The following is a 26,099-nucleotide window of genomic DNA, read 5'->3' on the forward strand; positions in this document are numbered from 1 at the left end:
CTCGATACGTGGGCACACGTCCCACTCCGATCACGGGTTCCGATAGCCTCGTTCGGGTGAGTCGATTCGCCCATCCCGCAGGGGACCGGCACGCCGAGATGCTGCCCCACGAGCGCCCCCCGCTGGCGCCCGCTGACCTCAACCGGATCAACCCTTCGATCTGGCCGCGAACGTCGCAGCGGACGGGTGGCGCGCTCACGATCGGCGGCGTCGACGTCCGCGATCTGGCCGCGGAGTACGGCACGCCGCTGTACGTCATGGACGAGGACGACGTGCGCTCGCGCCTGCGCGACTACCGCAGTGCGTTCGACGGCTCCGAGGTGCACTACGCGGGCAAGGCGTTCCTGTGCAAGGAGATGGTGCGCTGGGTCGACCAGGAGGGCCTCGGCCTGGATGTGGCCAGCGGCGGCGAACTCGCCGTGGCGCTGAGCGTCGGCTTCCCGCCCGAGCGCATCACGCTGCACGGCAACAACAAGTCCGTCGCCGAGCTGACCCGGGCCCTGGAGGTGGGGGTCGGCCATGTCGTCGTCGACTCCTACGAGGAGATCGCCCGCCTGGGCTTCCTCGCCGACAAGCTGGGCAAGCGGCCCCAGGTGATGATCAGGGTCACCACGGGTGTCGAGGCGCACACCCACGAGTTCATCGCGACCGCGCACGACGACCAGAAGTTCGGCCTCTCGCTCAACACCGGCGCCGCCGCCGAGGCCGTACGCCGCATTCTCAAGCTCCCCCAGCTCCAGCTCGTCGGCCTGCACTCGCACATCGGGTCGCAGATCGTGGACACGGCCGGGTTCGAGGTCGCGGCCCGGCGGCTGGCCGCACTGCTGGTGCAGATCAAGGACGAGCACGACGTGGTGCTGCCGGAGCTCGACCTCGGCGGCGGCTACGGCATCGCCTATGTCGACGACGACCTCGCCCCGGACATCAAGGTCATCGCCGACGCCCTGCGCGAGATCGTCGCCAAGACGTGCACGGCGGCCGGACTGCCGGTGCCGAAGCTGACCGTGGAGCCGGGCCGTGCGATCGTCGGGCCCGCGGGCGTGACGCTGTACGAGGTGGGCACGGTCAAGGACGTCGAGGGCCTGCGTACCTATGTCAGCGTCGACGGCGGGATGAGCGACAACGCCAGGACCGCGCTGTACGGCGCCGAGTACACCACCGTGCTGGCCTCGCGCGAGAGCCAGGCGGGGCCGATGCTGTCGCGGGTGGTCGGCAAGCACTGCGAGAGCGGTGACATCGTGGTCCGCGACCACTACCTGCCGGCCGACCTGGTGCCGGGCGACCTGCTGGCGGTGGCGGCGACCGGTGCGTACTGTCGTTCGCTGGCCAGCAACTACAACTACCTGCCGCGCCCTGCCGTGGTCGCGGTGTCGGGCGGCAAGGCCCGAGTGATCATCCAGGGCGAGACCGAAGACGACTTGCTGAGGGGACAGCTGTGAACCGCAAACCTCTGAAGGTGGCCCTGCTCGGGTGTGGTGTCGTGGGTTCGCAGGTGATCAAGCTGATGGAGGAGCAGGCCGACGACCTGGCCGCCCGCATCGGCGCTCCCCTGGAGCTGGCCGGCGTCGCCGTACGCAAGCTGGGCCGCAAGCGTGACATCGAGGTGCATCCCTCGCTGCTGACCACCGACGCCGAGGCCCTGGTCACCAGGGACGACATCGACATCGTGGTCGAGGTGATCGGCGGCATCGAGCCGGCCCGTTCGCTGATCGTCGCGGCGATGACGCGCGGCAAGTCGGTCGTCAGCGCGAACAAGGCGCTGCTGGCCGAGGACGGCGCGACCGTGCACGAGGCGGCGCGCACGGGCGCGGCCGACCTGTACTACGAGGCGAGCGTGGCGGGCGCGATCCCGCTGCTGCGCCCGCTGCGCGAGTCGCTGGCCGGTGACCGGGTCAAACGCGTGCTCGGCATCGTCAACGGCACCACGAACTACATCCTCGACAAGATGGACTCCACCGGCGCCTCGTTCAACGACGCGCTGGAGGAGGCCCAGGCGCTCGGTTACGCCGAGGCCGACCCGACGGCCGACGTGGAGGGCTTCGACGCCGCCGCCAAGGCCGCGATCCTGGCCGGTCTGGCCTTCCACAGCCGGGTCACGGCAGCCGACGTGCACCGTGAGGGCATCACCGAGATCACCGCGACCGATGTGGCCTCGGCCAGGTCGATGGGCTATGTGATCAAGCTGCTGGCCATCTGCGCCCGTTCGGACGACGGCCGTTCGGTGGGCGTGCGCGTGCACCCGGCGATGATCCCGAGGACGCATCCGCTGGCCGGGGTGCGCGAGGCCTACAACGCGGTGTTCGTCGAGGCGGAGTCGGCGGGCCAGCTCATGTTCTACGGCAAGGGCGCGGGCGGCGCCCCGACGGCCTCGGCCGTACTCGGTGACATCGTCGCCGTGGCGCGCAACCGCATCGCGGGCACGCGCGGCCCGGCCGAGTCGACCTACGCCGATCTGCCCGTGCACCCGATGGGCGAGACGGTCACGCGCTGTCACGTGGCGCTGGACGTCGCCGACAAGCCGGGCGTGCTGGCCACGGTGGCCGATCTGTTCGCCCAGCAGGACGTGTCCATCCAGACCGTGCGTCAGGAGGGACACGGCGACGACGCCCAGCTCGTCATCGTCACCCACCGGGCGACGGACGCCGCGCTGTCGTCCACGATGGAGGCGCTGCGCGGTCTCGACATCGTGCGTGCCGTGGCCAGTGTGATGCGTGTGGAAGGCGACGAGCAGCCCAACTAGTCGGATTATTTGCCGCTATTGGTGGGTACGGTGTGGGCGTTACGCGCCGTACCCAGGGCGTTTCTGTGGGAATGCTGGGACTTACCAGTCAAACCCCATCAGACCACCTTGGTAGGTGGCTCTTCGGGATAGTGTCCCTTGCGCGTAAAGTAGCGCTGTTCTGGCGCAGAGCGACAAGGAGAGCGACACATGACAGCCACCCCCAGCCTTGTGCGGGGGACGCCCAACGGTTTCGTTCGGACTTCCGAGCAGGGAATGACCGAGCTTCTGCCGACCGGCGACGGAAGCTGGAGTGTGGCGGGCCGCCCCCTGGGCGAGATCGAGGACCTGCGCTCCCTGCGTGGCCTTCTCGTACGCTGGCCCGAAGGCGACCCCGCGATCGAGACGCTCACCCTGCTGGCCGCGGCGGGCGTGCCCCTGCATGCCGAACGTGTGCCCGCCCAGCTCAGAGCCGTCGATCCCGGCCTGGCCGACCTGCTGGCCGACGGCTCCTGGCTGCGTGAGGACACCGGGGACGGCCTGGCCGAGCTGCGCAGGGAGGAGCACAGCGTCAGACTGCGCCGCCACGCCCACCGCACCGGCGAACGCCCCACGGTCAGTGTCGTCATGTCCAGCATGCGCCCCCACCTCGTCGGCACCGCCCTGGCTCAGATCGCCCGCCAGCGCCACGTCGAGGCCGAGATCCTCCTCGGCCTGCACGGCTTCACCGAAGACCACCCCCTGGTACGGCAGGCCGTGGCGACCTGCCCCCTGCCTATCTCCGTCGTGGCGGCAGGCACGGAGGTGCCGTTCGGCGAAGTGCTCAACCGGGCGGCGGCCAAGGCGTCGGGGGAGTACCTCGCCAAGTGGGACGACGACGACTGGTACGGCTCGGAGCACCTGTCGGACCTGCTGCTGGCCAAGACGTACTCGGGCGCGGACGTCGTCGGCTGCACGCCGGAGTTCTGCTACCTGCAGCCGCTGAGCACGACGGTCAGGCGCACGATCTACCGCAGCGAGGTGTGGACCGACTTCGTGGCCGGAAGCACGATCATGCTCGCCCGTGACGCCTTCCCCGGGTTCGAGCCGCTGCCCAGGGCCGTCGACGCCGCCCTGCTGCGCGCGGTGCGGGCCGAAGGCGCGACGGTGTATCGCACACACGGACTCGGCTACATGCTGCGCCGCACGCTGACCGACGGGCACACCTGGCAGAAGCCGCTCGCGCACTTCCTGCGTACGGCCAGCGACCAGTGGCGTGGTTTCCGGCCGAGCCTGCTCCTGGACGTCGCCGCATGAGCACGCCTCGCGTCAGGGACAACGACTACCGCACGCTGCCGGTGCCCGAGCTCGGCACCTGGGAGCCCCGGCTGCGGGTCAGCGTGGTCGTGCCCGCGTTCGGGGCGCAGGACAAACTCGACCTCACCCTGGCCGGGCTCGCCGCCCAGTCCTACCCGGCGCGGCTGACCGAGGTGCTGGTCGTCGACAACGGCAGCACACCACCGCTGCGGCTGCCCGGCATCAGGCCGGAGGGCGCCAGGCTGATCCGCTGCGAGCGGCCGGGCAGGGCCGCGGCGCGCAACGCCGGGCTGGCCGAGGCGACCGGCGACGTCATCCACTGGCTCGACTCCGACATCGTGCTCACGGCCGGAGCCGTCGAGGCGCACATGCGCTGGCATCATCTGGCGCCCTACCTGGCGGTGACCGGCTCCATCCGCTTCAGCGAGGCCGAGCTGCCCAGCCCCGAGCGCGTCGTCGAAGGCGATCTGGAATCGATCTTCGAGCCCGCCGAGCCGCACGCCTGGATCATCGCCATGCTGGAGCGTTCCGACGGGCTCGCAGTCAAGCCGAAACGCCCCTTCAGCCTGCACGTCGGCGGCGCCACCTCGGTCAACGCCAGGCTGGTCGCCTCGGCCGGCCCGATGGACGGCGAGCTGATCCTCGGCCAGGACACCGAGATGGGCTACCGGCTCGCCCAGGCGGGCGCGGTGTTCGTACCCGAGCCTGAGGCACGCGCCTACCACCTCGGCCCGACGATGCGCATGCGCGAGCGCGCCGCCATCGACCGGGTCAGCCATGCCTTCGTCGCCGACCGCATCCCCGCCTACCGGTGGTTGCGCTCCCATCCGGGGCGACAGTGGAAGGTGCCCTACCTGACCGTGCGGGTCGAGGCGGTGGGCGCGAGCTACGAGCAGGTCAGGGCCACGGTCGACGCGGTGCTCGGCTGCAGTGTGGCCGATGTCTCGGTGGCGCTGATCGGCCCGTGGGACGACCTCGAACGCGACGAGCGCGCCCCCCTGCGCGACCCCGCCCTGGACCTGGTGCTGGTGCACGGCCACTACGAGCACGAGGGCAGGGTCGCCTTCGCCGAGCCCGACCCCGCCGTGCCGTTCGTGCTGCGGCTGCCCGCCGGGTGGGTGCCGGGCGAGGACAGCCTGGCGGTGCTGCTCGACCAGGCCAGGGACGAGGCGCTCGGCCTGATCGGCGTCCTGCTCGCCGAGGACGCCGAAGGCATCGCCGCGGCCAGGCTGGAGCGCACGGCGGCCTTCGCCCGCGCCCTGCTGGTCCGCGAACCGGGCGAGGACCTCGACGACGTGGTCGACCAGGTGTTCGGCGCCCGCTGGGTCGACGGCGAGACGCACGGCTTCGTGCCCTGGGCCGACGCGGTCGCACCGAAGGGCAGGCGCAGTGCGATGCGCGCCAGGATCGAGGCCGAGCGGGAGGCGGCCAAGCTGGCCGACGAGGTGGAACGGCTGCGCGCACAGGTCGTCAGGTGGCGCGAGGAGTCGGCCAAGTGGCGGCGGGGCGCGGTGGAGCTGCGCCGCGAGGTCGGCACCCTGCGCCGCCAGCTCACCGTCGCCAACCGGGCCCAGAACGGCCTGCGCACCCAGCTCACCGCCTCGCTCAAACGCGCCCTGCGCCGGGGCCGCATCGCACGCGGCTGAGCCTCAGCCCGACCGGAGCGCCGAGCGCAGCCGCCCCAGCAGCGAGCGCTCCTGCTCGGCGACCGGCGTCTCGGCCGCAGCCACCGGACTCGCCTTCGCCGGCCAGTAGCGCACCGGCGACACCCGCAGCACACCGTGCGTACGCTCGATGATCTCGTCGTGGTCGTCGCCGCGCCCGGCCAGCAGCAGGGCGCGGCCCAGCGCCGACGTGCGTTCGAGCCGGGCCACGCCGCCGTCGGCGAACGTCACCTCGACCACGCCGTGCAGGTCCTTCTGCGCGGTCTCGACCAGCCGCTCCAGCGTCACCGGCGCCAGCGGCTGCCCGATCGGCCCGCGGTAGCGGAACGGGATGGGGAACGGCGTCGCCGCCTCCTCGTCGATCAGCCTGACCCGCTGGTCGTGCGCGTACAGCTCCCGCAGCGCGTGCAGGTCGAAGTCGGGATCGGCGAGCACCGCCCGCCTGCCTTCGGCCAGCCGCGACCAGGGCGCGACCAGCGTCACCACGACGTCCCGCACCCCGCCCTCCAGCGCCGCCGCGACCGCCTGCCGTACGACGGTCTCGGAGGCGTCCCCGACCTCCAGCACCACCTCCACGTACGGCACCAGCCACCGCCGCCCGCGCTCCTTGCGCAGGTCGCGGCGGAGCGGCACCCGCTGGGCGAGGTACGGCTCGACGGCTTTGACCACCCTGTCCTTGTGCACCCGCTGGGCCGGGAGCCCCAGATGGGCGGCCTGGGCGGCCGTCTCGGGGACGAAGACCACGCCGTGCATCGCCAGCCGGTAGGCGAACTCGGTGTCGCCGCCCCGCAGCACCGACGGGTCGAGCCCGCCCACCGCATGGAAGATCTCGCGACGCATCGCCACCGTCGGCCCGGTGCACACGTGGTACGGATTGCGTGAGGCGCGCAGCATGTCGGTGCGCTCGATCGTGGCCTCGGTCGAGCTGGCCACGGCTTCGGCCAGGCCGAACAGCTCGGCCATGGCGCCCTTGCGCACGTGCTCGTACACCTCGGCGGGTGCGATCTCGCGCTCCTCGACGAACCTCTTCATCCCGATCGAGACCAGATAGTCGCACCGGTGGTGCCAGCGGGCCATCGCCTCGATGTGCTCGCGGTTGGTCACCATGTCGGCGTCGAGGCGCTGCAGGATCTCGCCGTCGGCGGCCAGGGCGCCGGTGTTGACGGCATGCGAAATGCCCCAGCCGTCGTGGGTCGTCACGATCCGCGTGGTGGCGGGCGCGAGATCGGGCACCCGCAGCGCCGGGGTGGAGCCGTCGTCGACGACCACCACTTCCAGCAGATGCGAAGGGTAGGTCTGGGCGGCGAGCGCGGCCAGGGTGAGGTCGAGCCGCTCCTGACCCCCGTGTGCGGGTACCACCACGCTGACCGGCAACGAGGGCGTCCAGCCGCCGATGTCGGGCGCGATGACCGGTGAATAGTCGTTCTGCCGCAACGCCGGACGCGCGTTCATAGTGTGATGTCCTCCCCGTCCCCTGCGGGAACCTTATCCGTGGATGCTGAGTTTTTCGGCAATAGTGATGTCCACGCTCTGGACCCGGCTCGGCGTTTCGCCCCGGCTGGCCCTAAACTCAGACCCCAACACCGCAGGTAGTCGGGTAGGAGAAATCATGACCAGGGCATGGCGTGGCCTCATCGAGGAGTATCGTGACCGGCTTCCGGTGACCACGACGACGCCCGTGGTGACGCTTCTGGAGGGCGGCACCCCGCTGGTGCCCGCCCATCGCGTCTCCGCGCTGACCGGCTGTGAGGTCTACCTCAAGGTCGAGGGCGCCAACCCCACGGGGTCCTTCAAGGACCGCGGCATGACGATGGCGATCAGCAAGGCCGTCGAGGAGGGCGCCAAGGCCGTCATCTGCGCCTCCACCGGCAACACATCGGCCTCGGCCGCCGCCTACGCCGTGCGCGCCGGGCTCACCTGCGCGGTCCTCGTGCCGCGCGGCAAGATCGCGATGGGCAAGCTGGCGCAGGCGCTCGTGCACGGCGCGACGCTGCTGCAGGTCGAGGGGTCGTTCGACGACTGCCTCGACATGACGCGCAAGCTGTCGGAGAGCTACCCGATCGCGCTGGTCAACTCGGTGAACCCGTTCAGGCTCCAGGGGCAGAAGACCGCCGCCTTCGAGATCGTCGACACCCTCGGCGACGCGCCCGACGTGCACTGCATCCCCGTGGGCAACGCGGGCAACATCTCGGCCTACTGGATGGGCTACGGCGAATACGCCGACGACGGCGTCGCGACCAGGCGCCCGCGTATGTTCGGCTTCCAGGCCAGCGGCTCGGCGCCCATCGTCAACGGCGCCCCGGTGACCCACCCGCACACGATCGCCACCGCGATCAGGATCGGCAACCCGGCCTCGTGGCAGCTGGCCGAGGCGGCGCGCGACGAGTCGGGCGGCGACATCCAGGCGGTCACCGACCGTCAGATCGCCGCCGCCTACAAGCTGCTGGCGCAGGAGGAGGGCGTGTTCGTCGAGCTGGCCTCGGCCGCGAGCGTCGCGGGCCTGCTGCAGGCGCACGCCGCCGGGCAGATCGAGCCGGGCCAGCGGATCGTGTGCACGGTGACGGGCAACGGCCTGAAGGACCCCGACTGGGCGATCTCGGGCGCGCCCGCGCCGGTGACGATCCCGATCGACGTGCACGCGGCCGCCTCGGCCCTTGAGCTGGCCTGAGGCCTTCCGCGTGATCTCGCGGGCGTCCGTCGTACGGGCGCCCGCCCCCTTGTGAGGAGCTGCATGACCGAGAGCACGGTCGTCGTCCGCGTCCCGGCGACATCGGCCAACCTGGGACCCGGTTTCGACGCCCTGGGGCTCGCGCTGAGCCTCTACGACGACGTCGAGGCCACACTCTTCACGCCTTCGGGCGAAGGATGTGTCGCCGAGGTGACGACCGAGGGTGAGGGCACGGGCGAGCTCGACCTCGGCGACGGGCATCTGATCGTCCAGGTGATGCGCAAGACGTTCGAGCGCATGGGAGCGGCTCAGCCGCGCGGCATCCGGTTGCACTGCGTCAACCGCATCCCGCACGCGCGTGGTCTCGGCTCCAGCTCGGCCGCCATCTGCGCGGGCATCCTGGCCGCCAGGGCGCTGGCCGCACTGCCGTACTCGGGGGTGAGCCACCCCGACGGGCCCGAGTTCAGCTATGAGCCGAAGAATTTCTCCGACGACGATGTGTTCGCGCTGGCCACGGAGCTGGAGGGGCACCCGGACAATGTCGCTCCGTGCCTGGCGGGCGGCCTGACCGTGGCGTGGAGCGACCAGTCGGGCACGCCGCATATGGTGAAGCTCGTCCCGGATGCAGGCATCCGTCCGGTCGCGCTCATCCCGGCGACCAGGCTGTCGACCGAGACGGCGCGCGGACTGCTCCCGAAAGAAGTGCCCCACAAGGACGCCTCTTTCAACGCGGGAAGGGCCGCGCTGCTGATCGCCGCGCTCACGCAGCGGCCGGAGAGCGCACTTCTGCTCGCCGGCAGCGAGGACCGTTTGCACCAGGAATACCGCGCGCCTGCGATGCCGCAGAGCGCCTATCTGGTAGAACGGCTCCGTGCGGTGGGCGTACCCGCGGTCGTTTCGGGAGCGGGTCCCACAATTCTCGCGTTTTCGACCTCGGATACGCAGGATTTGATCGCGCCAGAAGTGGGTAATGACTGGCACATCCAGCTATTGGACGTCGACCCCGACGGTGCGAAAGCCTCAAGCCCCGAGACACGCTGATGCCTCTTCGGACCTTCAGGGAATAGCCGTGCGCGCTGGTGATGTTAGGCTGAGAGCCGCACCAGATGCCCCCTTGTTGGGTGCGTGCTTGTCAGCCACACATCGCTGCATCATGCTTCACGTCGCGAGGCGTGAGCAGCACGGCTGTCTCCCCGAATCCGTAGCCTCCGGATGGCCCACACCCGGTTGGCGCAACGCGAGGCGGCGTATGCGGGGATGTGCGCGTTCGAACCATCTCGACATCTGGCTGGCGACAGCAATCTGGGGGGTGTCCTCCGAGCCCCACGGTCCTGTGGTGGTGACCGACGCGCCCCTCCCCAACAGTGGCGGCCGTCTCGAACGGCGGCCGAAGATCGCGATGTGCACCCCGACCCGGTCTGTCCCGCCGGATCGACAGCACCTCCGGGACGTACGGCTGCACATGGCCGGCGCCCGACCCCTGGGAAGGACCCTTAGTTGAGCGACACCACCGAACTCCTCTCCGACGCCTCTGCGCAGGCGTCCGGCGACACCCCCGCCCGCGCCGCGGCCAAGCCGCGCGCGCGTCGCTCCGGCACCGGCCTCTCGGCCAAGGTGCTGCCCGAGCTGCAGGCCATGGCCGCAGAGCTCGGCATCAGTGGGACCGGTCGGATGCGTAAGAGCGAGCTCATCGCTGCCATCCAGGAGAAGCAGGGCGGCTCGGGCGAAAGCCCCGCTGTGGCCGCGGCTCCCGCGGTGACGGCGGAGCCCGCCGCCGAGCGCCCCACCCGTACTCGCAGGGAACGTTCCCGCCCTGCTCCCGTCGCCGAGGCCGTCGAGCGGCCCGAGCCGGTCGTGGCGGCCGAGCCCGTCAGCGCCGCTCCGGTCGCGACCGTCGCCGCTCCCGTGAGCGCCCCCGAGCCCGTCGCCGAGGCCCAGGCCGTCGACGCCGGAGCCGGTGAGGCCAGGCAGGAGCGCGGCGAGAGCCGTCGCGAGCGTGGCGAGCGCCGTGGTCGCGGCGACCGTCGCGAGCGCGGCGACAGGGGCGACCGCGGCGAGGGCGGCCGTACCGACCAGCGCCCCGCGGCAGCAGCCGCGGACGGCGGTGAGCGGTCCGACCGCGGTCGTGGCAACGACCGCCTCGACGGCAGGAACGACACCAGGACCGACAGGCAGGAGCGCGGCGAGCGCACCGACCGCGGCCGGGGCGAGCGTGCCGAGCGTGGCGGCGACCCGCGCGGCGAGCGTGGCGAGCAGCGCACCGAGCGCGCCGAGCGCGTCGACAGGTCCGAGCGCGCCGAGCGGGTCGGCGTCAACGACCCGCGCGGCAACGACGACCGAGGCGGCGCCTTCGACGACGACGAGCGCGGCGGCCGTGGCCGCAGGGGCAGGTTCAGGGAGCGCAACCGCGGCCGTGGCCGTGACCGCTTCGACAGCAACGAGCCCGTGGTCGGCGACGACGACGTCCTGATCCCGATCGCCGGAATCCTGGACATCCTCGACAACTACGCCTTCGTGCGGACCAGCGGCTACCTGCCCGGCTCCAACGACGTGTACGTGTCGCTGGCCCAGATCCGCCGCAACGGCCTGCGCAAGGGCGACGTCGTCACCGGCGCCGTTCGCCAGCCGCGCGACGGTGAGCGCCGCGAGAAGTTCAACGCGCTCGTCCGTCTCGACACGGTCAACGGCATGGACCCGGACCAGGCCCGCAACCGGCCCGACTTCAACAAGCTCACGCCGCTCTACCCGCAGGAGCGTCTGCGCCTGGAGACCGAGCACAACATCCTGACCACGCGGATCATCGACCTCGTGTCGCCGATCGGCAAGGGCCAGCGCGGTCTCATCGTCTCCCCGCCCAAGGCCGGTAAGACGATGGTGCTGCAGTCGATCGCCAACGCGATCACGCACAACAACCCCGAGTGCCACCTCATGGTCGTCCTGGTGGACGAGCGGCCCGAAGAGGTCACCGACATGCAGCGCTCGGTGAAGGGCGAGGTCATCCACTCGACCTTCGACCGTCCCGCCGAGGACCACACCACGGTCGCCGAGCTCGCCATCGAGCGTGCCAAGCGCCTGGTGGAGCTCGGTCACGACGTGGTCGTGCTGCTCGACTCCATCACGCGTCTCGGCCGTGCCTACAACCTGGCGGCCCCGGCCTCCGGGCGCATCCTGTCCGGTGGTGTCGACTCGACCGCGCTCTACCCGCCGAAGCGTTTCTTCGGCGCCGCGCGCAACATCGAGAACGGCGGCTCCCTGACGATCCTCGCCACGGCCCTGGTCGAGACCGGGTCCAAGATGGACGAGGTCATCTTCGAGGAGTTCAAGGGCACGGGCAACATGGAGCTCAAGCTCAACCGCTCGCTCGCCGACAAGCGCATCTTCCCCGCGGTGGACGTCGACGCGTCCGGCACCCGTAAGGAAGAGATCCTCATGGGCAAGGACGAGCTGCAGATCGTCTGGAAGCTGCGCCGGGTGCTGCACGCGCTCGACATGCAGCAGGCGCTCGAACTGCTGCTGGAGAAGATGAAGGAGACGAAGTCCAACGCGGAGTTCCTCCTTCAGGTGCAGAAGACGACGGTCAGCAACGACCGCGACTGACCTGACACACGAAGAGAGGGGCGACGGGCCACGACGGCCCGCCGCCCCTCTCTTTTTCGCATGTGCCCCTGGGCGGCCCTGAAAGCCCCCCTGAACGCTGTACGGCCTGCGCCCGGGGTTGGGGGCGCAGGCCGTACACCGAGGGTGTGGCGGTGGACTACTTGACGTCGACGAATTCCTGTGCCGACATCGAGCTGTAGGTCTTGCTGGTGCCGGGGACGCGGATGCGCCAGTAGCCGTCGTACTTCGGCTTCACGGTCTTGGCGTACTTGCCGGTCGACGTCGCCTTGACGAAGCCGACGAACTTGTACTTCGAGGTGCCCTTCTTCTTGTAGTAGAGCTCCACGATCTTGCCCGAGTAGGCCTTGGTGCCTCGGTAGACCTTGCCGTAGATCTTGATCGACTTGCCCTTCTTCACCTTCGAAGGAGCGGCGATCGTGACCTTGGACTTGGCCTTCTTGGAGGAGCCGCCGACCGGGGCCTTGACCGAGAAGGACTTGACGCCCTTGATGCTCTGGCCGCCGCGGGTGCCGGTGATCTCCAGCGTCCACTCACCGGGCGCGGTGTCGTCACTGAAGTAGGTGTTGCCACGGTAGTAACCGTCGCTGCCCTTCTCCAGGTCGCCCAGGTCGTAGTAGTCGGAGGTCTCCTCGCTGTGCAGCTTGGCCGTGACCGAGGTCGCGTCCTTCACCGCCGCCTTCACGCTGACCTTGACGTCGTAGCCCTTCTTCAGGGCGACGGGGTCGGGGGTCACCGAGGCGCCGGAGATGCCGGCCTTCTCGGCGACCTTGACGGTGAAGGTGTTGTCGACGGTGGCCGAGCCACGCGCGACCTTGACGCTGAGCTTCCAGTCGCCGGCCGGGTCGTCCTTCTTGATGGTGAACTTGCCGGTGATCGCGACCTCGGTGGGAGGCGCGGCGGCGGCCGCTGCGGAACTCGAGGTCGAGGCCGAGGCGGAGGTGGTGACGGTGGGGGAGACGGTCGGCGTCGCCGTGGGCGTCGGGTTCGTCCTGGTGTAGGCGATGTCGACCGCGCGAGCGTCGGTCTTGCCCGCCGGGACGATGGAGCCGGTGACGGTGTCGACGTCATGGGCGAAGCGGTCGGAACCGCCGCCCTGGGGGTACTTCAGCTTGAACGTGAGCGTGACTTCGTTGTCCTTCTCCAGGGGAACGAAGGCATCGCCCGTGGGCTCGCCGTTGAAGTCGTCGGCGGCGGCGAAGACGGCCTGCGAAGCGACGGCACTGGACGTGGCCAGGCTCACCCCTCCGGCGAAGACCGCCACCCCCGTTGCGGTCGCCAAGAGCAACCGCATTCCCTTTCTCATGATGAGTGCCCCTAACATCGGTCAATTAATGGGAAAAGTTACGGTTTGGGCACCGGAGCCTAGTGTGACTGGAGTGACTCGTCCATTAGGGCAGGTCAAACTCCCAGGGAATGCTCAGTGGCCTGGGTTGGTTGCAGCATCTGGCACACTGGTAGCTGAACCGATGCGGTACCGGTTCCCGCCCGCGCGCACCCAGCAGTGTGCGACAGCGCGCTAGCCCCACATCACGTGATGGCGACCCGGCGACCGCTCCCTGAAAGGACAGCAGCACATGAAGCGCGACATCCACCCTGAGTACAACCTCACCCAGGTGACCTGCACCTGCGGCAACTCCTTCACCACGCGCAGCACGGCGAAGAGCGGATCGATCCACGCCGACGTCTGCTCGGCCTGCCACCCCTTCTACACCGGCAAGCAGAAGATCCTCGACACCGGCGGCCGCGTGGCCCGCTTCGAGGCGCGCTTCGGCAAGAAGGCCTCGGGCAAGTAGCTTTCCCACGCCGGCCCGCCATCGCCACCCTCGCCTGCGAGCGGTGCGAGAACGGGCCGGCGTTCTTGCTGACAGGGCTTGCGCGACCGGGTTCGCGCGACCGGGCTTGCGCCACTGGAAGGACACGCGGTGAATCTCGACGAGTTGCTCACGGAATACTCCGAGCTGGAGGTGCAGCTCGCCGACCCCGCCGTGCATTCAGACCAGTCCAAGGCCCGCGCGCTCGGCAAGCGTTACGCCCAGCTCACCCCGGTCGTGACGACCTACCGCGAGCTCGACGGCGTCCGTGAGGACCTCACGGCGGCCAAGGAGCTGGCCGCAGAGGACGCGGCCTTCGCCGAGGAGGCGGCCGAGCTGGAGGCGCGCATCCCGGCCCTGGAGGAGAAGCTCACCCATCTGCTCGTCCCGCGTGATCCCAACGATGACAAGGACATCATCCTGGAGATCAAGCAGGGCGAAGGCGGTGAGGAGTCGGCGCTGTTCGCGGGCGACCTGCTGCGCATGTACCTGCGCTACGCCGAACGCCTCGGCTGGAAGACCGAGATCATCGACGCCCAGCACTCCGACCTGGGCGGCTACAAGGACGTCACGGTGGCCATCAAGGCCAAGGGGCCCGAGGGCGTCTGGTCGCGGCTGAAGTTCGAAGGCGGCGTGCACCGCGTGCAGCGCGTGCCCGTCACCGAGTCGCAGGGCCGTATCCACACCTCGGCGACCGGCGTGCTGGTCTACCCGGAGGCCGAGGAGATCGACGTCCAGATCGACCCCAACGACCTGCGCATCGACGTCTTCCGCTCCAGCGGGCCCGGTGGGCAGAGCGTCAACACCACCGACTCGGCCGTGCGCATCACGCACCTGCCGACCGGCGTCGTCGTCTCCTGCCAGAACGAGAAGAGCCAGCTGCAGAACAAGGAGTCGGCGCTTCGCATCCTCCGGGCCCGGCTGCTGGCCGTCGCACAGGAGGAGGCCGAGGCGGCAGCCCAGGCCGAACGCAAGTCACAGGTGCGCACAATGGACCGTTCTGAGCGCATCCGCACGTACAACTATCCCGAGAACCGCATCTCCGACCACCGCGTCGGCTTCAAGGCGTATAACCTCGACCACGTCCTCGACGGTGAACTCAACGCCGTCACCCAGGCCCTGATCGACGCCGAGATGGCGGAGAAGCTCGCCGCCCACTCATAAAGAAGCCATGACCTTTCTGCTGGACGAGATCGCCCTCGCAACCGCCCGGCTGGCCGAAGCCGGAGTGCCGTCGCCGCGCACGGACGCCGAAGAGATCGCGGCTTTCGTCCACGGCGTGCGCCGAAGCGAGCTGCACACCGTCAAGGACTCGGATTTCGACGCCCTGTTCTGGGAGGGAGTGGCGCGCCGCGAGGCCCGCGAGCCGCTCCAGCACATCACCGGGCACGCCTACTTCCGCTATCTGGAGCTCAAGGTGGGGCTCGGCGTGTTCGTGCCCCGCCCCGAGACCGAGGTCGTCGCCGGATGGGCGATCGAACGGCTGCGCGAGATGGACGTCGCCGAGCCGCTCGTCGTCGACCTGGGCACCGGCTCGGGGGCCATCGCGCTGTCGATCGCCCAGGAGGTCGCACTCGCCCAGGTGCACGCGGTCGAGGTCGACCCCGACGCCTACGGCTGGGCCAAGCGCAACATCTCCGAACACGGCCAGGGCCGCGTCACCCTGCATCCCGACGACCTGGCCACCGCGCTTCCCGAGCTCAACGGCCGGGTCGACCTGGTCATCTCCAACCCGCCCTACATCCCGCCCGGCGCGATCCCGCGCGACCCCGAGGTTCGCGACTACGACCCCGACAAGGCCCTGTACGGCTCCGGCGCCGACGGCCTCGACGAGGTACGCGCGGTCGAACGCACGGCCAGGCGGCTGCTGCGTCCCGGCGGCTGGGTCGCGGTCGAGCACGCCGACCAGCAGGGCAGACCGGTCTACCTGCTCTTCCCCGAGGACAACGGCTGGCGCGACGTACGTCTGCGCCAGGACCTGACCCGCAGGGACCGCTTCGTCACGGCTCGGTTCGGCCAGGAGTAGGGTCTTACCCGCATATCGAAGGACAGAGGAGTGGGCGTTGTGGGACGACGATTCGACTGCTCGGACGCTGAAGAGCGCGAGACGGGGCTGACCGAGGCCGTCACGGCCGTGGGCAAGGGCGAGCTCGTCGTCCTGCCGACCGACACCGTCTACGGCATCGGCTGCGACGCCTTCGTCCATGCCGCCGTCGCCCAGCTGCTCGAGACCAAGGGGCGAGGGCGCGACATGCCGACCCCGGTGCTCGTGGGTACCGTCAGAGCGGCCAACGCGCTGGTCGAGGACCTCGGTCCGTACGGTCAGGACCTCATCGACGCCTTCTGGCCCGGCGCGCTCACGCTGGTGTGCCGCTCCAACCGGGCGCTGTCGTGGGACCTCGGCGACACCAAGGGCACGGTGGCGCTGCGCATGCCGTTGCACCCGGTCGCGCTCGACCTGCTCAAGCAGACCGGCCCGATGGCCGTATCCAGCGCCAACCGCTCGGGCATGCCCGCCGCGACCAGCGCCGCCGACGCCGAGGAGCAGCTCGGGGACGCCGTCTCGGTCTACCTCGACAGCGGGGTCGCGGCCGACGACACGCCGTCGACGATCCTCGATCTGACCACCGCCGTGCCCAGGTTGCTGCGTCGTGGCGCGGTCTCTGTGGAGAAGTTGCGGGGGATCATCGGATACGTGGCGACCGACGCTGATTCCTGAGCTATGCCGTCTGTTTATCCCTGACCTCATTTTCGGCCGTTGGCACCTACCGTGAAGTGCGCCGACACTTCCGGGAGTGGCCCATGGGCAAGTTCGACGGGATGGATCCCCAGCTGGTCCGCGATCTGCTCGCCGAGGTCGGGCGGGCCGGGGCGCAGATGCGCACGCTCGAAGGGCGTGTCGCCCAGCTGGTGAGCGCGGCCGGGCTGGCCGCCCAGTCGACCCACCGGCCTGTCCAGATCGCCGAGCGCGTGGACACGATGGTCCGTGACGTCACGGCCAGGCTTGAGCTGCTGGAGAAGAAGGAGCGCGGCCCTCGCCTGGAGGGGCAGTCCGAGGACAGCACCCGCAAGCAACCGGAGCCGACCGCAGGCGAGAAGTCCGACGCCCCCGGCGCCAAGGACCCGTCCGGCAAGGAGTCCAAGGAGCCCACCGAGCCCAAGGACAAGGGCACCGGCGACAAGGGCTCCCGCGACGACAACCCACGCGACGACTCCTCCCGGGACGACAAGAAGGACGACGCCAAGAAGGACGATCCGCCCAAGGACGAGGCCAAGCCCAAGGAGCCGGAGAAGGGGGCAGAGAAAGGGGCGGACAAGAGCCCTGACAAGCATCCGGACAAGGAACCGGACAAGGCCCCTGAGAAGGAGCCCGCGAAGGAGCCTGAGAAGGACTCCGGCAAGGGCGACAAGGAGCCGCCCTCCAAGGGCACCGACGGCGACAAGGCCCCCGACAAGACGGAGCCGGACAAGACGGAGCCGGACAAGTCCGAAAAGGGCGACAAGGCCCCGGACAAGACCGAGCCCGACAAGACTGAGCCCGACAAGACGGAAAAGGGCGACAAGGAGCCGGGTAAGGGCGAGGACTCCCGCGATCGTGGCGACGACCGGGACTCCAAGCGGGAACGCGACGCCGATCAGGTCAGACGCCCCGAAGACGGGCTGAACGACATCGACACCCCCCGCAAGGACCACCCCTCCGACATCGACCAGACCGGTGCGAAGGTCGTCGAGGTCGACGGCGTCAAGGTCCTCCAGGTGCCGCTCGACCCGCCGCCCACGGCCGACGAACTCGCCCAGCTGCTGAACAACTCCAGCCAGGTGGAGCCGCAGGACATGCCGTCCGTGACCGGCGACCAGGCGGCGGCCCCGCCCAGCACCACGGTGGGCCCCGACGGTGGCGCGGGCCAACTCCCGCCGAACCCTCCGGCGGGCGACACCCAACTCCCCGCCCCAGGCCAGAACCCCGCCACCGGCCAGAACCCTGCCCCCACCCAGGTGCCCGCTGCCGTACCCGCGGACGCACCGGCCTCGGGCTCCGTCGCGACCGCCGACGGCGACCTCCGCGTGTCCGTCACCGGCAACGACGTCAAGATCGCCGCCGACGGCGCCTTCAACGTCTCGGTCACCTCCGACGGCGTCATCATCACCTCGGACCCCACCGACGCCCCCGTAGGCACCCCCGCCACGACGAGCACGACCGGCACCCAGACCGTCGGCACCCAGCCGACAGGCACCCACCCGGTCAGCACCCAGCCGACCGACACCCCCGGCACCCAGGCAACCGGACAGGGAACGGGCACCCCGGGGACGGGCACCCAGGCAACCGGCACCCAGCCCGCCCCGACCACGGGCACGCCCACAGGCACGGGCGCCCCGGCCACGCCACCGACCCCGGCGACCGGCCCTCCGAACCACCCGCCCCTCCCACCGGGAGAACCGCTCACCACGCCGACCACCGGAACCCAGGCCCCGGCCGTACCGCCGACCAGCGGGACCCCCGCCCCCGCCGCTCCAGGTGGAGGCGAGACGATCGTGGTGGACACCGCGCGTCCGGGAGGCGGTACCTCGCAGGTCTCGGTCGGAGTGGGGGATCCGCTGCCGTGGGGGAGTGGGCCTGACCAGCCTCCGCCCGGGTACGCCGCCGACGGTGCCTCCGGTGGCACGGCGCCGGTCGCCGGTGGGAGTTCGCCGCCGCCTCCGTCGTCGGGTGGTGACGGTGACGTGGTGTCGGTCGACGCCAAGCCGCCCACGCTCGAAGCGCTGAAGACACTCGTGGACAGTGCCCGTGAGATCGAGCCCCTCGACATGCCGAGTGTGCAGGTGCCGCCGGGTGAGTGGGGCAAGGGCGACTGGGTGGCCGAGGACTTCGGGCCCGACGGTCCGCCCGGCACGGTCGAGCTGAACGCTCCGAATCGCCCCATTCCACCCCCCGGCGGGTGACATGGTGGCAAGGACGGGCTCGAAGGAGAAGGGAACGGTCTGAATGTACGACGATCCGCCGGCGCCGCAGCCGCGTCAGCCGGGTGAGACGCCGCCCACCTCCGGCGGAAGCGACCCGCTCGGCGGGCAGCCGAGGGCGTGGGAGTTCAATCCGGACTACCAGCGCCTGGTGACGCTGTGGCAGCAGGTACTTCCCATGCTGGAGACCCTCAGCACCAGCCTCGACAAGGCGCACCAGATGGCCCGCAGCCCCCAGGTCTGGGACGCGCCCGTCGGCGAACGCTACGTCGAGGACATCGCCGAGTGGCGCAACCGCCTGGCCCTGTACCGCCAGTCCATCCTGACCACCATCAGCGACCAGGCCGCCGACACCCCACGCTGGATCCCCAGCGAGGTAGGCGCCCCTCACGCCTTTTCCTGACTTCCCCACCCCCGCACAGCACCCTCAGCCCACCCACAGCACCCTCTCGCCGAGACCGACCCATCTCACCCTCCTCCTTCTTGCTTCGGCACCCTCCGGTGCGGGGACTTCGGCGGGGTTGATGCGCATCACGCTTTTTCGTGACTTCGGCGAGCTGCCGCATGCTCCGGCATCGGCTCATCGGCGCGCTGGTGCGTCTCGCGATTGCCCTGGCCTTGGCAGGCCCCGCTGTCGGCTCTCCGTACGGGGCGGTGCAGCTCGTGCATCGTCCCGACCTCGGAAACCCGCAGTGCGGCGCCTCCCAAGCCTCTGTGTCGAACCCCCGACGCACCTCCACCCTCACGCCCGATCTGGGACGAAAGCCAGATCCGTCCTACAGTAAGGAGAAGTCGCCTGGGCAGGAGGTGATGGGGTGTGGGGAGTCGAGAGTTGGAGCCCTTGGTTCTGTTGCGGTATATCGGCTCGGCGCCGGCATCGGCCCTCGGTGGGGCGTACACCGCGTGTGACCAGCGGAAGGCGTCCCCGGGTGGCGGGGGAGGCGGAACGTTTGACGGCGTGGGCGGCGGTGTGGCCGGATTCGGGGCTTGAAGTGCGGGAACGAGTCTCGGCTAGGGTGGCAATCCGTCGTCCATATCTCAGCGAATAATAAGCTGGTTTGTGTCGTTTTCCGGTCACAGGTGGCCGGAGCATCCGGGAAACTAGGTCCGTGCGCGAATACCTCTTCATGGCGCTGGCAGCGGCAGTGGTGACCTATCTGCTGGTCCCGCTCGTCCGTCGCTTCGCGATCCGCATCGGAGCCATGCCAGAGGTGCGCGACCGCGACGTGCACACGACACCGACGCCGCGCCTGGGCGGACTGGCCATGTACGGCGGGCTGGTCGCAGGGCTGCTGGTGGCCTCGCAGCTGGACAAGACGGGCGAGACCCTGGCCAGGGACCACACGGTGATCGCGCTGATCGCGGCGGGCGGGCTGATCACGCTGACCGGCTTCCTCGACGACTGGTGGGGCATGGACGCCTTCATCAAGCTCGGCGGGCAGATCGCGGCGGCCGGTGTGCTGGTGTATTTCGGACTGTTCCTGCCCTACATCCCCTGGGTGGACGGCGTCTCCATCGCGCTGGACCCGACGCTCATCACCATCATCACGATCCTGATCGTGGTCGTGGCCATCAACGCGGTGAACTTCGTCGACGGCCTCGACGGCCTGGCCGCGGGCATCGTGGGTATCGCGGCGCTCGGCACCTGGGCGTACTCGATCTTCCTGGAACAGAGCCTCGACGGTGATCGCATCAACACCACGGCCGCGATCACCGCGATCCTCATCGGCATGTGCCTGGGTTTCCTGCCGCACAACTTCCATCCGGCCAAGATCTTCATGGGCGACACGGGTGCGATGCTGCTCGGTCTGGTGCTGGCCTCCTCGCTCATCACGGTCACGCCGGTCGACCCCTCGACGATCGACGGCATCAACAGGTTCGGCACCCTGCTGCCGCTGCTGCTGCCGGTCGCGGTGCTGGTGCTGCCGCTCGTCGACCTGGTCAGCGCCGTGGTCCGGCGCACCTCGTGGGGAATGTCACCTTTCGCCCCCGACCGAGGGCACCTGCATCACCGGCTGCTCGACATCGGGCACTCGCACCGGCGCACGGTGCTGATCATGTACGCGTGGACGTTCCTGTTCGCGGCGACGGTGATCGGGATGTCGTTGCAGGGCGTGCCGCTGGTGATGTTCCCGGTCGTGATCCTGGTCGCGATCGGCTTCCTCGTGCTGATGATGCGTCCGCGCTGGCGGGGCAGGGGCGGTGCGCACGCCGCCTCGCGTCGGCCCAGGCCGGACGAGGACGACGACGGCCCGCCGACCGGTCCGATGCCCGCCGTACAGGTGGAGGCTCCTGTGTCGCGGCCCATGCCAGAGGTCTATGACGGGCCGTCCGACGACACCGCCGTCATTCCCGTGTTCCCCTACCGTTCATGATCGTTAACTAGAAACGGCAGGTAAAGGCGGCCTTCTGTGAGCTTGTGATATCTTTCACGAGCAGGGGCCCCGCGACTGCACACACCAGCGGGGTAGCAATCGCTCGCTTGACAACCGTTTTCTGGAGCACTGATGCAGCCCAACGACCTTCGACTGCTCAGGGACGCCGCGATCCCGACCGTTGCGGTCGGCGTGGTCGCGCTCATCGTGTCCGCGTTCGTCGCGGGGGCGAAGGGCGCGCTCGGCTCAGGGATCGGTGTGCTCATCGTCACGGCGTTCTTCACGATCAGCCTGATCGCCGTGGCCTACGCCGCGCGCATCTCCCCGACGATGATGATGGCCGCCGCGATGGGCACGTTCTTCGTGAAGATCGTCGTCCTGGCGGTCGTGCTGAAGTCGCTCGAAGGCACAACGGCGTGGAACGTCATGGCCTTCACCTGGACGGTCATCCTCTGCACCGTCGCATGGACCTTCGGCGAAGCCAGGGGATTCATGAAGCTGCGCATGCTCTACGTGGAGCCCGGCACCAAGGTGCCAGGCACGTATGAGGACAAGAAGTAATGCTCGCCCATCACCGCCCCCCGCCCCCCGGTCACGCGCTGTGCTCGCCTTCCCATAAACTCACGGTGGCGGGAGCGGCCGAGCCGGTCGTCGAGGTCGAGAGCCGCAGCGGCTGGCCCGATATGACTAGTCACAGTCGCGCCTGCTATCGTCGCGTGCGCGATAAGGAAGCGATAAGTGTGCCTTCCGGGCCCCGGCTTCCGTTCGGTCGCAACACCCATCTGCTTGGTTCTCCCGACGCCCAGTCGTTCCGGGGGAGCATCCTGATCCACCACGACGAAGGGAACGCCGAGTGAGCGCCCCGCTTCTCGCCGCCGAGGAGTTCCAAGCCCCTGGGCTCGGCCTGTTCGATTGGCCGCCCCTCGTTGCAGGGGTGGAATGGTTCAACAAGCCGGCGCTCCTCGCGCTGATCACGGCCCTGATCGGCATCGTGTTCGCCTACTCGGCCTTCTCGCGGCCGAAACTCGTGCCCCGCGGCGTGCAGAACGTCGGCGAGATGGCCTATGAGTTCGTCCGCGAGCAGATCGCGCGTCCGAGCCTCGGCAAGGACAGCGACAAGTGGATGCCGCTGCTGCTCAGCCTCTTCCTCTTCGTGCTGGTCGGCAACCTGTTCGGCTCGATCATCTTCATCCAGTTCCCGTTCATGTCGATCATCGGCTACCCGGCGATCCTCGCTCTGGGCGTGTTCGTGCTGGTGACGGTGCTGGGCGTCAAGCACCAGGGCCCTGTGGGCTACTTCAAGAACATGATGTTCCCGCCCGGTCTTCCCGGCTGGATGTACGTCCTGGTCGCGCCGATCGAGTTCATCTCGACCTTCATCCTGCGCCACGTCACGCATGCTGTGCGACTGTTCGCCACCATGATGGCCGGTCACCTGATCCTCGCGCTCTTCTCCGAGGTCGGCTGGCACTTCCTGTTCGTGCAGCTCACTCCGCTGGGTGCCCCGATCGGGCTGCTCGGCGTCATCATGACCATCCTGCTGACCGCCTTCGAGCTGTTCATCCAGGCGCTGCAGGCCTACGTGTTCGCGATGCTGACCGCCATGTACATCGGCGGCGCGCTGCACGCCGAGCACTGAGTTCTTCCAGACCCCAAGCCAGACAGCTCCGGTGGACATCCCACCGGTCGATTGAAAAGGAAACAGAAGCATGAGTGGTGTGCTCGCTGAGGTCACCGGCAGCGTTGGTTCCATCGGTTACGGCCTCGCCGCGATCGGCCCCGGCATCGGCATCGGCATCATCTTCGGTCAGGGCGTGCAGGCCATCGCCCGCCAGCCCGAGGCCTACGGCCTCATTCGTCAGAACATGATGCTGGGCTTCGTCTTCACCGAGGCGCTCGCGCTGATCGGTATCGCGCTCGCGTTCGCGCTGTAGTCGTCGACCATCCCTGACGGAAGGCAGCACCAATGAATCTCCTGGCGGCGGAGTCGGCGAACAACCCGCTGATTCCCCACGTTTCCGAGATGGTCGTCGGTGGCTTCGCGTTCCTGCTCATCCTGGTCGTTGTCGGCAAGATGCTCGTTCCGCGGATCCAGAAGACTCTGGTGGAGCGGACCGACGCCATCGAGGGTGGCCTGAAGAGGGCCGCCGACGCACAGGAAGAGGCTCAGCAGACGCTCGCTCAGTACCGCGAGCAGCTTGCCGAGGCTCGGCACGAGGCGGCTCGTCTTCGTGACGAGGCTCGTGAGCAGGGCGCCCAGATCAAGGCGGAGCTCCGCGAGGAGGCGCAGGCCGAGGCCCGTCGTCTCGTCGAGGCCGCGCACGCCCAGATCGAGGCCGACAGGCAGCAGGCGTTCGCCCAGCTTCGTAATGAGATCGGTCGCCTCTCGACCGACCTGGCCAGCCGCATCGTCGGCGAGTCCCTTGAGGACGAGGCCAGGCAGCGTCGCACGATCGACCGCTTCCTCGACGAGCTGGAGAGCTCCAACGCGCAGGCGGTGCGCTAATGCGCGGTCTGAGCAGGGCCTCGCTGACAGAGGTCGAGGAGCGCTTCAACGCGGTCGCCGGCAGCGCGGACCTCGGCACGCTCTCCGACGAGCTGTTCGCGGTAGCGGACCTGCTCGACCGTGAGCACGGCCTGCGCCGCGCGCTTTCCGACCCGGCCCGCCCGGCCGAGCAGAAGGCGCAGACGGTCGCGATCCTGCTGGAGGGCAAGGTCGGCGCCGCCGCACTCGCCACGACCGAGGCTGCCGTCTCGGTCAAGTGGTCGCGTGCCGGTGACCTGGCCGACGTCCTTGAGCGGCTCGGAGTCGTCGCCGCGTGCGCCGAGGCCGAGGCCCAGGGCACCCTCGACGACGTCGAGGACGAGTTGTTCCGCTTCGGTCGCATCCTCGCGGCCAACCCGGACCTCCGCCGTACCCTCGCCGACGCTTCCCTGCCCGCGGAGGGCAAGCAGCAGCTGCTGCGCGACCTCCTCGGCGCCAAGGTGGCCCAGCCGACGCTGCGTCTCATCACGCAGCTCGCTGTGCACGCCAGGGGACGTAACCTGGAGAGTGGCCTCGCGGAGTTCGGCAATCTGGCGGCCCAGCAGCGACAGCGCCTCGTGGCGGTCGTGCGCAGCGCGGTCGCCCTGACGGAGGAGCAGAAGCAGCGCCTCGGCGCCTGGCTTCGCGCCTCGTATGGCCGCGACGTTCACCTGAACGTCGAGGTGGATCCGCGCGTGCTCGGTGGATTCTCGGTCCGCATCGGCGACGAGATCATCGACACCACGATCGTGGGACGAATCGAAGAAGTCCGCCGCCGGTTGGCCGGCTAGGCGATAGAGGAGACAGAGTAGAGATGGCGGAGCTGACGATCCGGCCGGACGAGATCCGGGACGCGCTTGAGCGCTTCGTCCAGGCGTACGAACCGGAAGGCGCCGCGCGCGAGGAGATCGGGACCGTCGTCGACTGTGGCGACGGAATCGCCCACGTCTCCGGCCTGCCCTCGGCGATGGCGAACGAGCTGCTCGAATTCGAGGACGGCACGCGCGGCCTGGCACTGAACCTCGACACCCGTGAGATCGGTGTCGTTATCCTGGGCGATTTCAGCAAGATCGAAGAAGGCCAGACGGTCCGCAGGACGGGCGAGGTCCTGTCCGTGCCCGTCGGCGACAACTTCCTCGGCCGAGTGGTCGACCCCCTCGGCGTACCGCTCGACGGCAAGGGCGCGATCGAGTCCGAGGGCCTGCGCGCCCTTGAGCTCCAGGCCCCGTCCGTCGTGCAGCGCCAGCCGGTCAAGGAGCCCCTGGCCACCGGCATCAAGGCGATCGACGCCATGACCGCGATCGGCCGTGGCCAGCGCCAGCTGATCATCGGCGACCGTGGCACCGGCAAGACCGCGATCGCCGTGGACACCATCCTCAACCAGCGCGAGAACTGGCTGTCGGGCGACCCGACCAAGCAGGTTCGCTGCGTGTACGTCGCGATCGGCCAGAAGGGCTCGACGATCGCGCAGGTCAAGGGCCGCCTGGAGGAGGCGGGCGCGATGGAGTACACCACCATCGTCGCCGCTCCGGCCTCCGACCCCGCCGGCTTCAAGTACCTCGCCCCCTACACCGGTTCGGCCATCGGCCAGCACTGGATGTACCAGGGCAAGCACGTTCTCATCGTGTTCGACGACCTGACCAAGCAGGCCGACGCCTACCGCGCCGTCTCGCTGCTGCTGCGTCGTCCTCCGGGCCGTGAGGCCTTCCCCGGCGACGTCTTCTACTTGCACTCGCGTCTGCTGGAGCGCTGCGCCAAGCTCTCCGACGACCTGGGCGCGGGCTCGATGACCGGTCTGCCGATCATCGAGACCAAGGGCAACGACGTCTCGGCGTTCATCCCGACCAACGTCATCTCCATCACCGACGGACAGGTCTTCCTCGAGACCGACCTGTTCAACGCCGGTGTGCGTCCGGCGATCAACGTCGGTGTCTCCGTCTCCCGAGTCGGTGGCTCGGCGCAGACGAAGGCGATGCGCAAGGTCGCGGGCACGCTGCGTCTGGCTCTGTCGCAGTACCGTGACCTGGAGGCGTTCGCCTCGTTCGCCTCCGACCTCGACGCCGCCTCCAAGGCTCAGCTGGAGCGCGGTCTGCGTCTGGTCGAGCTGCTCAAGCAGCCCCAGTACAGCCCGTTCTCCCTTGAGCGCGAGGTCGTCTCGGTCTGGGCCGGTACGACGGGCGAGCTCGACGAGGTTCCCGTCGAGGACGTGCGTCGCTTCGAGTCGGAGTTCCTCGACTACCTCGCGGCCGGTCACAAGGGCATCTTCGACAGCATCCGTGAGACCAAGGAGCTGGCCGACGACACCGTCACCAGCCTCAAGGACGCCGTCACGGAGTTCAAGAAGGGCTTCACGACCTCCTCCGGTGAGCTTCTGGTCAACGACGAGCCGGTTCCGGCACTCGGCGCGGACCAGGTCGGCCAGGAGAAGATCACCAAGCACGTCCGTACGGCAGAGAAGAAGTAGC

The 26,099-nt window shown here is 69.3% G+C and carries 22 protein-coding genes; 20 read left to right on the forward strand and 2 right to left on the reverse strand.

Features of this window, described 5'->3' with window-relative positions; all coding sequences use genetic code 11:
• The first annotated feature begins 56 nt into the window (after window positions 1–56).
• The 4 genes from lysA to ACTWNK_RS09955 all read left to right on the forward strand — a co-directional run bounded on the left by lysA (window position 57) and on the right by ACTWNK_RS09955 (window position 5,661).
• Window positions 57–1,439, forward strand: a complete 1,383-nt coding sequence (gene lysA, locus ACTWNK_RS09940; protein WP_474303587.1) for a diaminopimelate decarboxylase — start codon at window positions 57–59, stop codon at window positions 1,437–1,439.
• 17 nt (window positions 1,440–1,456) lie between these two features.
• Window positions 1,457–2,740 (forward strand): homoserine dehydrogenase, encoded by a 1,284-nt coding sequence (locus ACTWNK_RS09945; protein ID WP_474310876.1) that lies wholly within the window; start codon window positions 1,457–1,459, stop codon window positions 2,738–2,740.
• A gap of 255 nt (window positions 2,741–2,995) precedes the next feature.
• Window positions 2,996–4,015: a glycosyltransferase gene (locus tag ACTWNK_RS09950; RefSeq protein WP_474303588.1), complete on the forward strand. Its 1,020-nt coding sequence runs from the start codon at window positions 2,996–2,998 to the stop codon at window positions 4,013–4,015.
• Window positions 4,012–5,661 (forward strand): glycosyltransferase family 2 protein, encoded by a 1,650-nt coding sequence (locus ACTWNK_RS09955; protein WP_474303589.1) that lies wholly within the window; start codon window positions 4,012–4,014, stop codon window positions 5,659–5,661. Before ACTWNK_RS09950 ends, ACTWNK_RS09955 begins: the two co-directional genes overlap by 4 nt.
• Window positions 5,662–5,664: 3 nt before the next feature.
• Here ACTWNK_RS09955 and ACTWNK_RS09960 read toward each other — a convergent pair whose 3' ends face one another.
• Window positions 5,665–7,131 carry a glycosyltransferase family 2 protein gene (locus ACTWNK_RS09960; RefSeq protein ID WP_474303590.1) on the reverse strand — a complete coding sequence of 489 codons (1,467 nt, stop codon included), beginning with the start codon at window positions 7,129–7,131 and terminating at the stop codon, window positions 5,665–5,667.
• 157 nt (window positions 7,132–7,288) lie between these two features.
• Between ACTWNK_RS09960 and thrC the strand changes: the two genes are divergently transcribed.
• From thrC to rho, 3 genes are all read left to right on the forward strand, one after another.
• A complete protein-coding gene (thrC, locus tag ACTWNK_RS09965; protein ID WP_474303591.1) occupies window positions 7,289–8,347 on the forward strand; it encodes a threonine synthase in 1,059 nt (352 codons plus the stop codon).
• Window positions 8,348–8,410: 63 nt separating this feature from the next.
• A complete protein-coding gene (locus tag ACTWNK_RS09970) occupies window positions 8,411–9,388 on the forward strand; it encodes a homoserine kinase (RefSeq protein WP_474303592.1) in 978 nt (325 codons plus the stop codon).
• Window positions 9,389–9,844: 456 nt separating this feature from the next.
• Window positions 9,845–11,944: a transcription termination factor Rho gene (gene rho / locus ACTWNK_RS09975; RefSeq protein WP_474303593.1), complete on the forward strand. Its 2,100-nt coding sequence runs from the start codon at window positions 9,845–9,847 to the stop codon at window positions 11,942–11,944.
• Between the two features lie 157 nt (window positions 11,945–12,101).
• Here rho and ACTWNK_RS09980 read toward each other — a convergent pair whose 3' ends face one another.
• Complete coding sequence (locus ACTWNK_RS09980) at window positions 12,102–13,268, reverse strand: hypothetical protein (RefSeq protein WP_474303594.1); 1,167 nt, start codon at window positions 13,266–13,268, stop codon at window positions 12,102–12,104.
• 271 nt (window positions 13,269–13,539) lie between these two features.
• On the opposite strand from ACTWNK_RS09980, the gene rpmE reads away from it, so the two are divergent.
• From rpmE to atpA, 13 genes are all read left to right on the forward strand, one after another.
• Window positions 13,540–13,758, forward strand: coding sequence for a 50S ribosomal protein L31 (gene rpmE / locus ACTWNK_RS09985; RefSeq protein WP_474303595.1), 219 nt, complete (start codon window positions 13,540–13,542; stop codon window positions 13,756–13,758).
• 129 nt (window positions 13,759–13,887) lie between these two features.
• Entirely contained in the window at window positions 13,888–14,940 is a 1,053-nt protein-coding gene (prfA, locus tag ACTWNK_RS09990) for a peptide chain release factor 1 (protein ID WP_474303596.1), read from the forward strand.
• A 7-nt stretch (window positions 14,941–14,947) separates the two neighbouring features.
• Entirely contained in the window at window positions 14,948–15,802 is an 855-nt protein-coding gene (gene prmC / locus ACTWNK_RS09995) for a peptide chain release factor N(5)-glutamine methyltransferase (protein WP_474303597.1), read from the forward strand.
• A 39-nt stretch (window positions 15,803–15,841) separates the two neighbouring features.
• Window positions 15,842–16,495, forward strand: coding sequence for an L-threonylcarbamoyladenylate synthase (locus tag ACTWNK_RS10000; protein ID WP_474303598.1), 654 nt, complete (start codon window positions 15,842–15,844; stop codon window positions 16,493–16,495).
• Between the two features lie 83 nt (window positions 16,496–16,578).
• Window positions 16,579–18,717, forward strand: a complete 2,139-nt coding sequence (locus ACTWNK_RS10005; protein ID WP_474303599.1) for a hypothetical protein — start codon at window positions 16,579–16,581, stop codon at window positions 18,715–18,717.
• 43 nt (window positions 18,718–18,760) lie between these two features.
• On the forward strand, window positions 18,761–19,138 hold the full coding sequence (locus ACTWNK_RS10010; protein WP_474303600.1) for a hypothetical protein: 378 nt from the start codon (window positions 18,761–18,763) through the stop codon (window positions 19,136–19,138).
• 706 nt (window positions 19,139–19,844) lie between these two features.
• On the forward strand, window positions 19,845–21,110 hold the full coding sequence (locus ACTWNK_RS10015; RefSeq protein WP_474303601.1) for a glycosyltransferase family 4 protein: 1,266 nt from the start codon (window positions 19,845–19,847) through the stop codon (window positions 21,108–21,110).
• Window positions 21,111–21,242: 132 nt separating this feature from the next.
• Window positions 21,243–21,671, forward strand: a complete 429-nt coding sequence (locus ACTWNK_RS10020; protein ID WP_474303602.1) for a hypothetical protein — start codon at window positions 21,243–21,245, stop codon at window positions 21,669–21,671.
• Between the two features lie 292 nt (window positions 21,672–21,963).
• On the forward strand, window positions 21,964–22,749 hold the full coding sequence (gene atpB / locus ACTWNK_RS10025; protein ID WP_474303603.1) for a F0F1 ATP synthase subunit A: 786 nt from the start codon (window positions 21,964–21,966) through the stop codon (window positions 22,747–22,749).
• 70 nt (window positions 22,750–22,819) lie between these two features.
• On the forward strand, window positions 22,820–23,044 hold the full coding sequence (gene atpE, locus ACTWNK_RS10030) for an ATP synthase F0 subunit C (protein WP_474303604.1): 225 nt from the start codon (window positions 22,820–22,822) through the stop codon (window positions 23,042–23,044).
• Between the two features lie 32 nt (window positions 23,045–23,076).
• The gene (locus ACTWNK_RS10035; RefSeq protein ID WP_474303605.1) at window positions 23,077–23,616 is read left to right on the forward strand and encodes a F0F1 ATP synthase subunit B; all 540 of its coding nucleotides are present in this window, start codon (window positions 23,077–23,079) and stop codon (window positions 23,614–23,616) included.
• Complete coding sequence (locus ACTWNK_RS10040) at window positions 23,616–24,425, forward strand: F0F1 ATP synthase subunit delta (RefSeq protein ID WP_474303606.1); 810 nt, start codon at window positions 23,616–23,618, stop codon at window positions 24,423–24,425. The genes ACTWNK_RS10035 and ACTWNK_RS10040 overlap by 1 nt, the downstream gene beginning before the upstream one ends.
• A gap of 23 nt (window positions 24,426–24,448) precedes the next feature.
• Complete coding sequence (gene atpA, locus ACTWNK_RS10045; RefSeq protein WP_474303607.1) at window positions 24,449–26,098, forward strand: F0F1 ATP synthase subunit alpha; 1,650 nt, start codon at window positions 24,449–24,451, stop codon at window positions 26,096–26,098.
• Window position 26,099 lies beyond the last annotated feature (1 nt).

This window comes from Nonomuraea sp. IBHARD001 (assembly GCF_056106265.1).

Coding starts and splice junctions, on each gene's coding strand:
- atpA (WP_474303607.1), top strand. CDS start 24,449: ATGGCGGAGCTGACGATCCGGCCGGACGAGATCCGGGACGCGCTTGAG.
- ACTWNK_RS09980 (WP_474303594.1), bottom strand. CDS start 13,268: ATGAGAAAGGGAATGCGGTTGCTCTTGGCGACCGCAACGGGGGTGGCG.
- thrC (WP_474303591.1), top strand. CDS start 7,289: ATGACCAGGGCATGGCGTGGCCTCATCGAGGAGTATCGTGACCGGCTT.
- ACTWNK_RS09960 (WP_474303590.1), bottom strand. CDS start 7,131: ATGAACGCGCGTCCGGCGTTGCGGCAGAACGACTATTCACCGGTCATC.
- ACTWNK_RS10020 (WP_474303602.1), top strand. CDS start 21,243: ATGCAGCCCAACGACCTTCGACTGCTCAGGGACGCCGCGATCCCGACC.
- ACTWNK_RS10005 (WP_474303599.1), top strand. CDS start 16,579: ATGGGCAAGTTCGACGGGATGGATCCCCAGCTGGTCCGCGATCTGCTC.
- rpmE (WP_474303595.1), top strand. CDS start 13,540: ATGAAGCGCGACATCCACCCTGAGTACAACCTCACCCAGGTGACCTGC.
- ACTWNK_RS10010 (WP_474303600.1), top strand. CDS start 18,761: ATGTACGACGATCCGCCGGCGCCGCAGCCGCGTCAGCCGGGTGAGACG.
- prmC (WP_474303597.1), top strand. CDS start 14,948: ATGACCTTTCTGCTGGACGAGATCGCCCTCGCAACCGCCCGGCTGGCC.
- atpE (WP_474303604.1), top strand. CDS start 22,820: ATGAGTGGTGTGCTCGCTGAGGTCACCGGCAGCGTTGGTTCCATCGGT.
- ACTWNK_RS10035 (WP_474303605.1), top strand. CDS start 23,077: ATGAATCTCCTGGCGGCGGAGTCGGCGAACAACCCGCTGATTCCCCAC.
- ACTWNK_RS09955 (WP_474303589.1), top strand. CDS start 4,012: ATGAGCACGCCTCGCGTCAGGGACAACGACTACCGCACGCTGCCGGTG.
- ACTWNK_RS09970 (WP_474303592.1), top strand. CDS start 8,411: ATGACCGAGAGCACGGTCGTCGTCCGCGTCCCGGCGACATCGGCCAAC.
- ACTWNK_RS09950 (WP_474303588.1), top strand. CDS start 2,996: ATGACCGAGCTTCTGCCGACCGGCGACGGAAGCTGGAGTGTGGCGGGC.
- ACTWNK_RS10040 (WP_474303606.1), top strand. CDS start 23,616: ATGCGCGGTCTGAGCAGGGCCTCGCTGACAGAGGTCGAGGAGCGCTTC.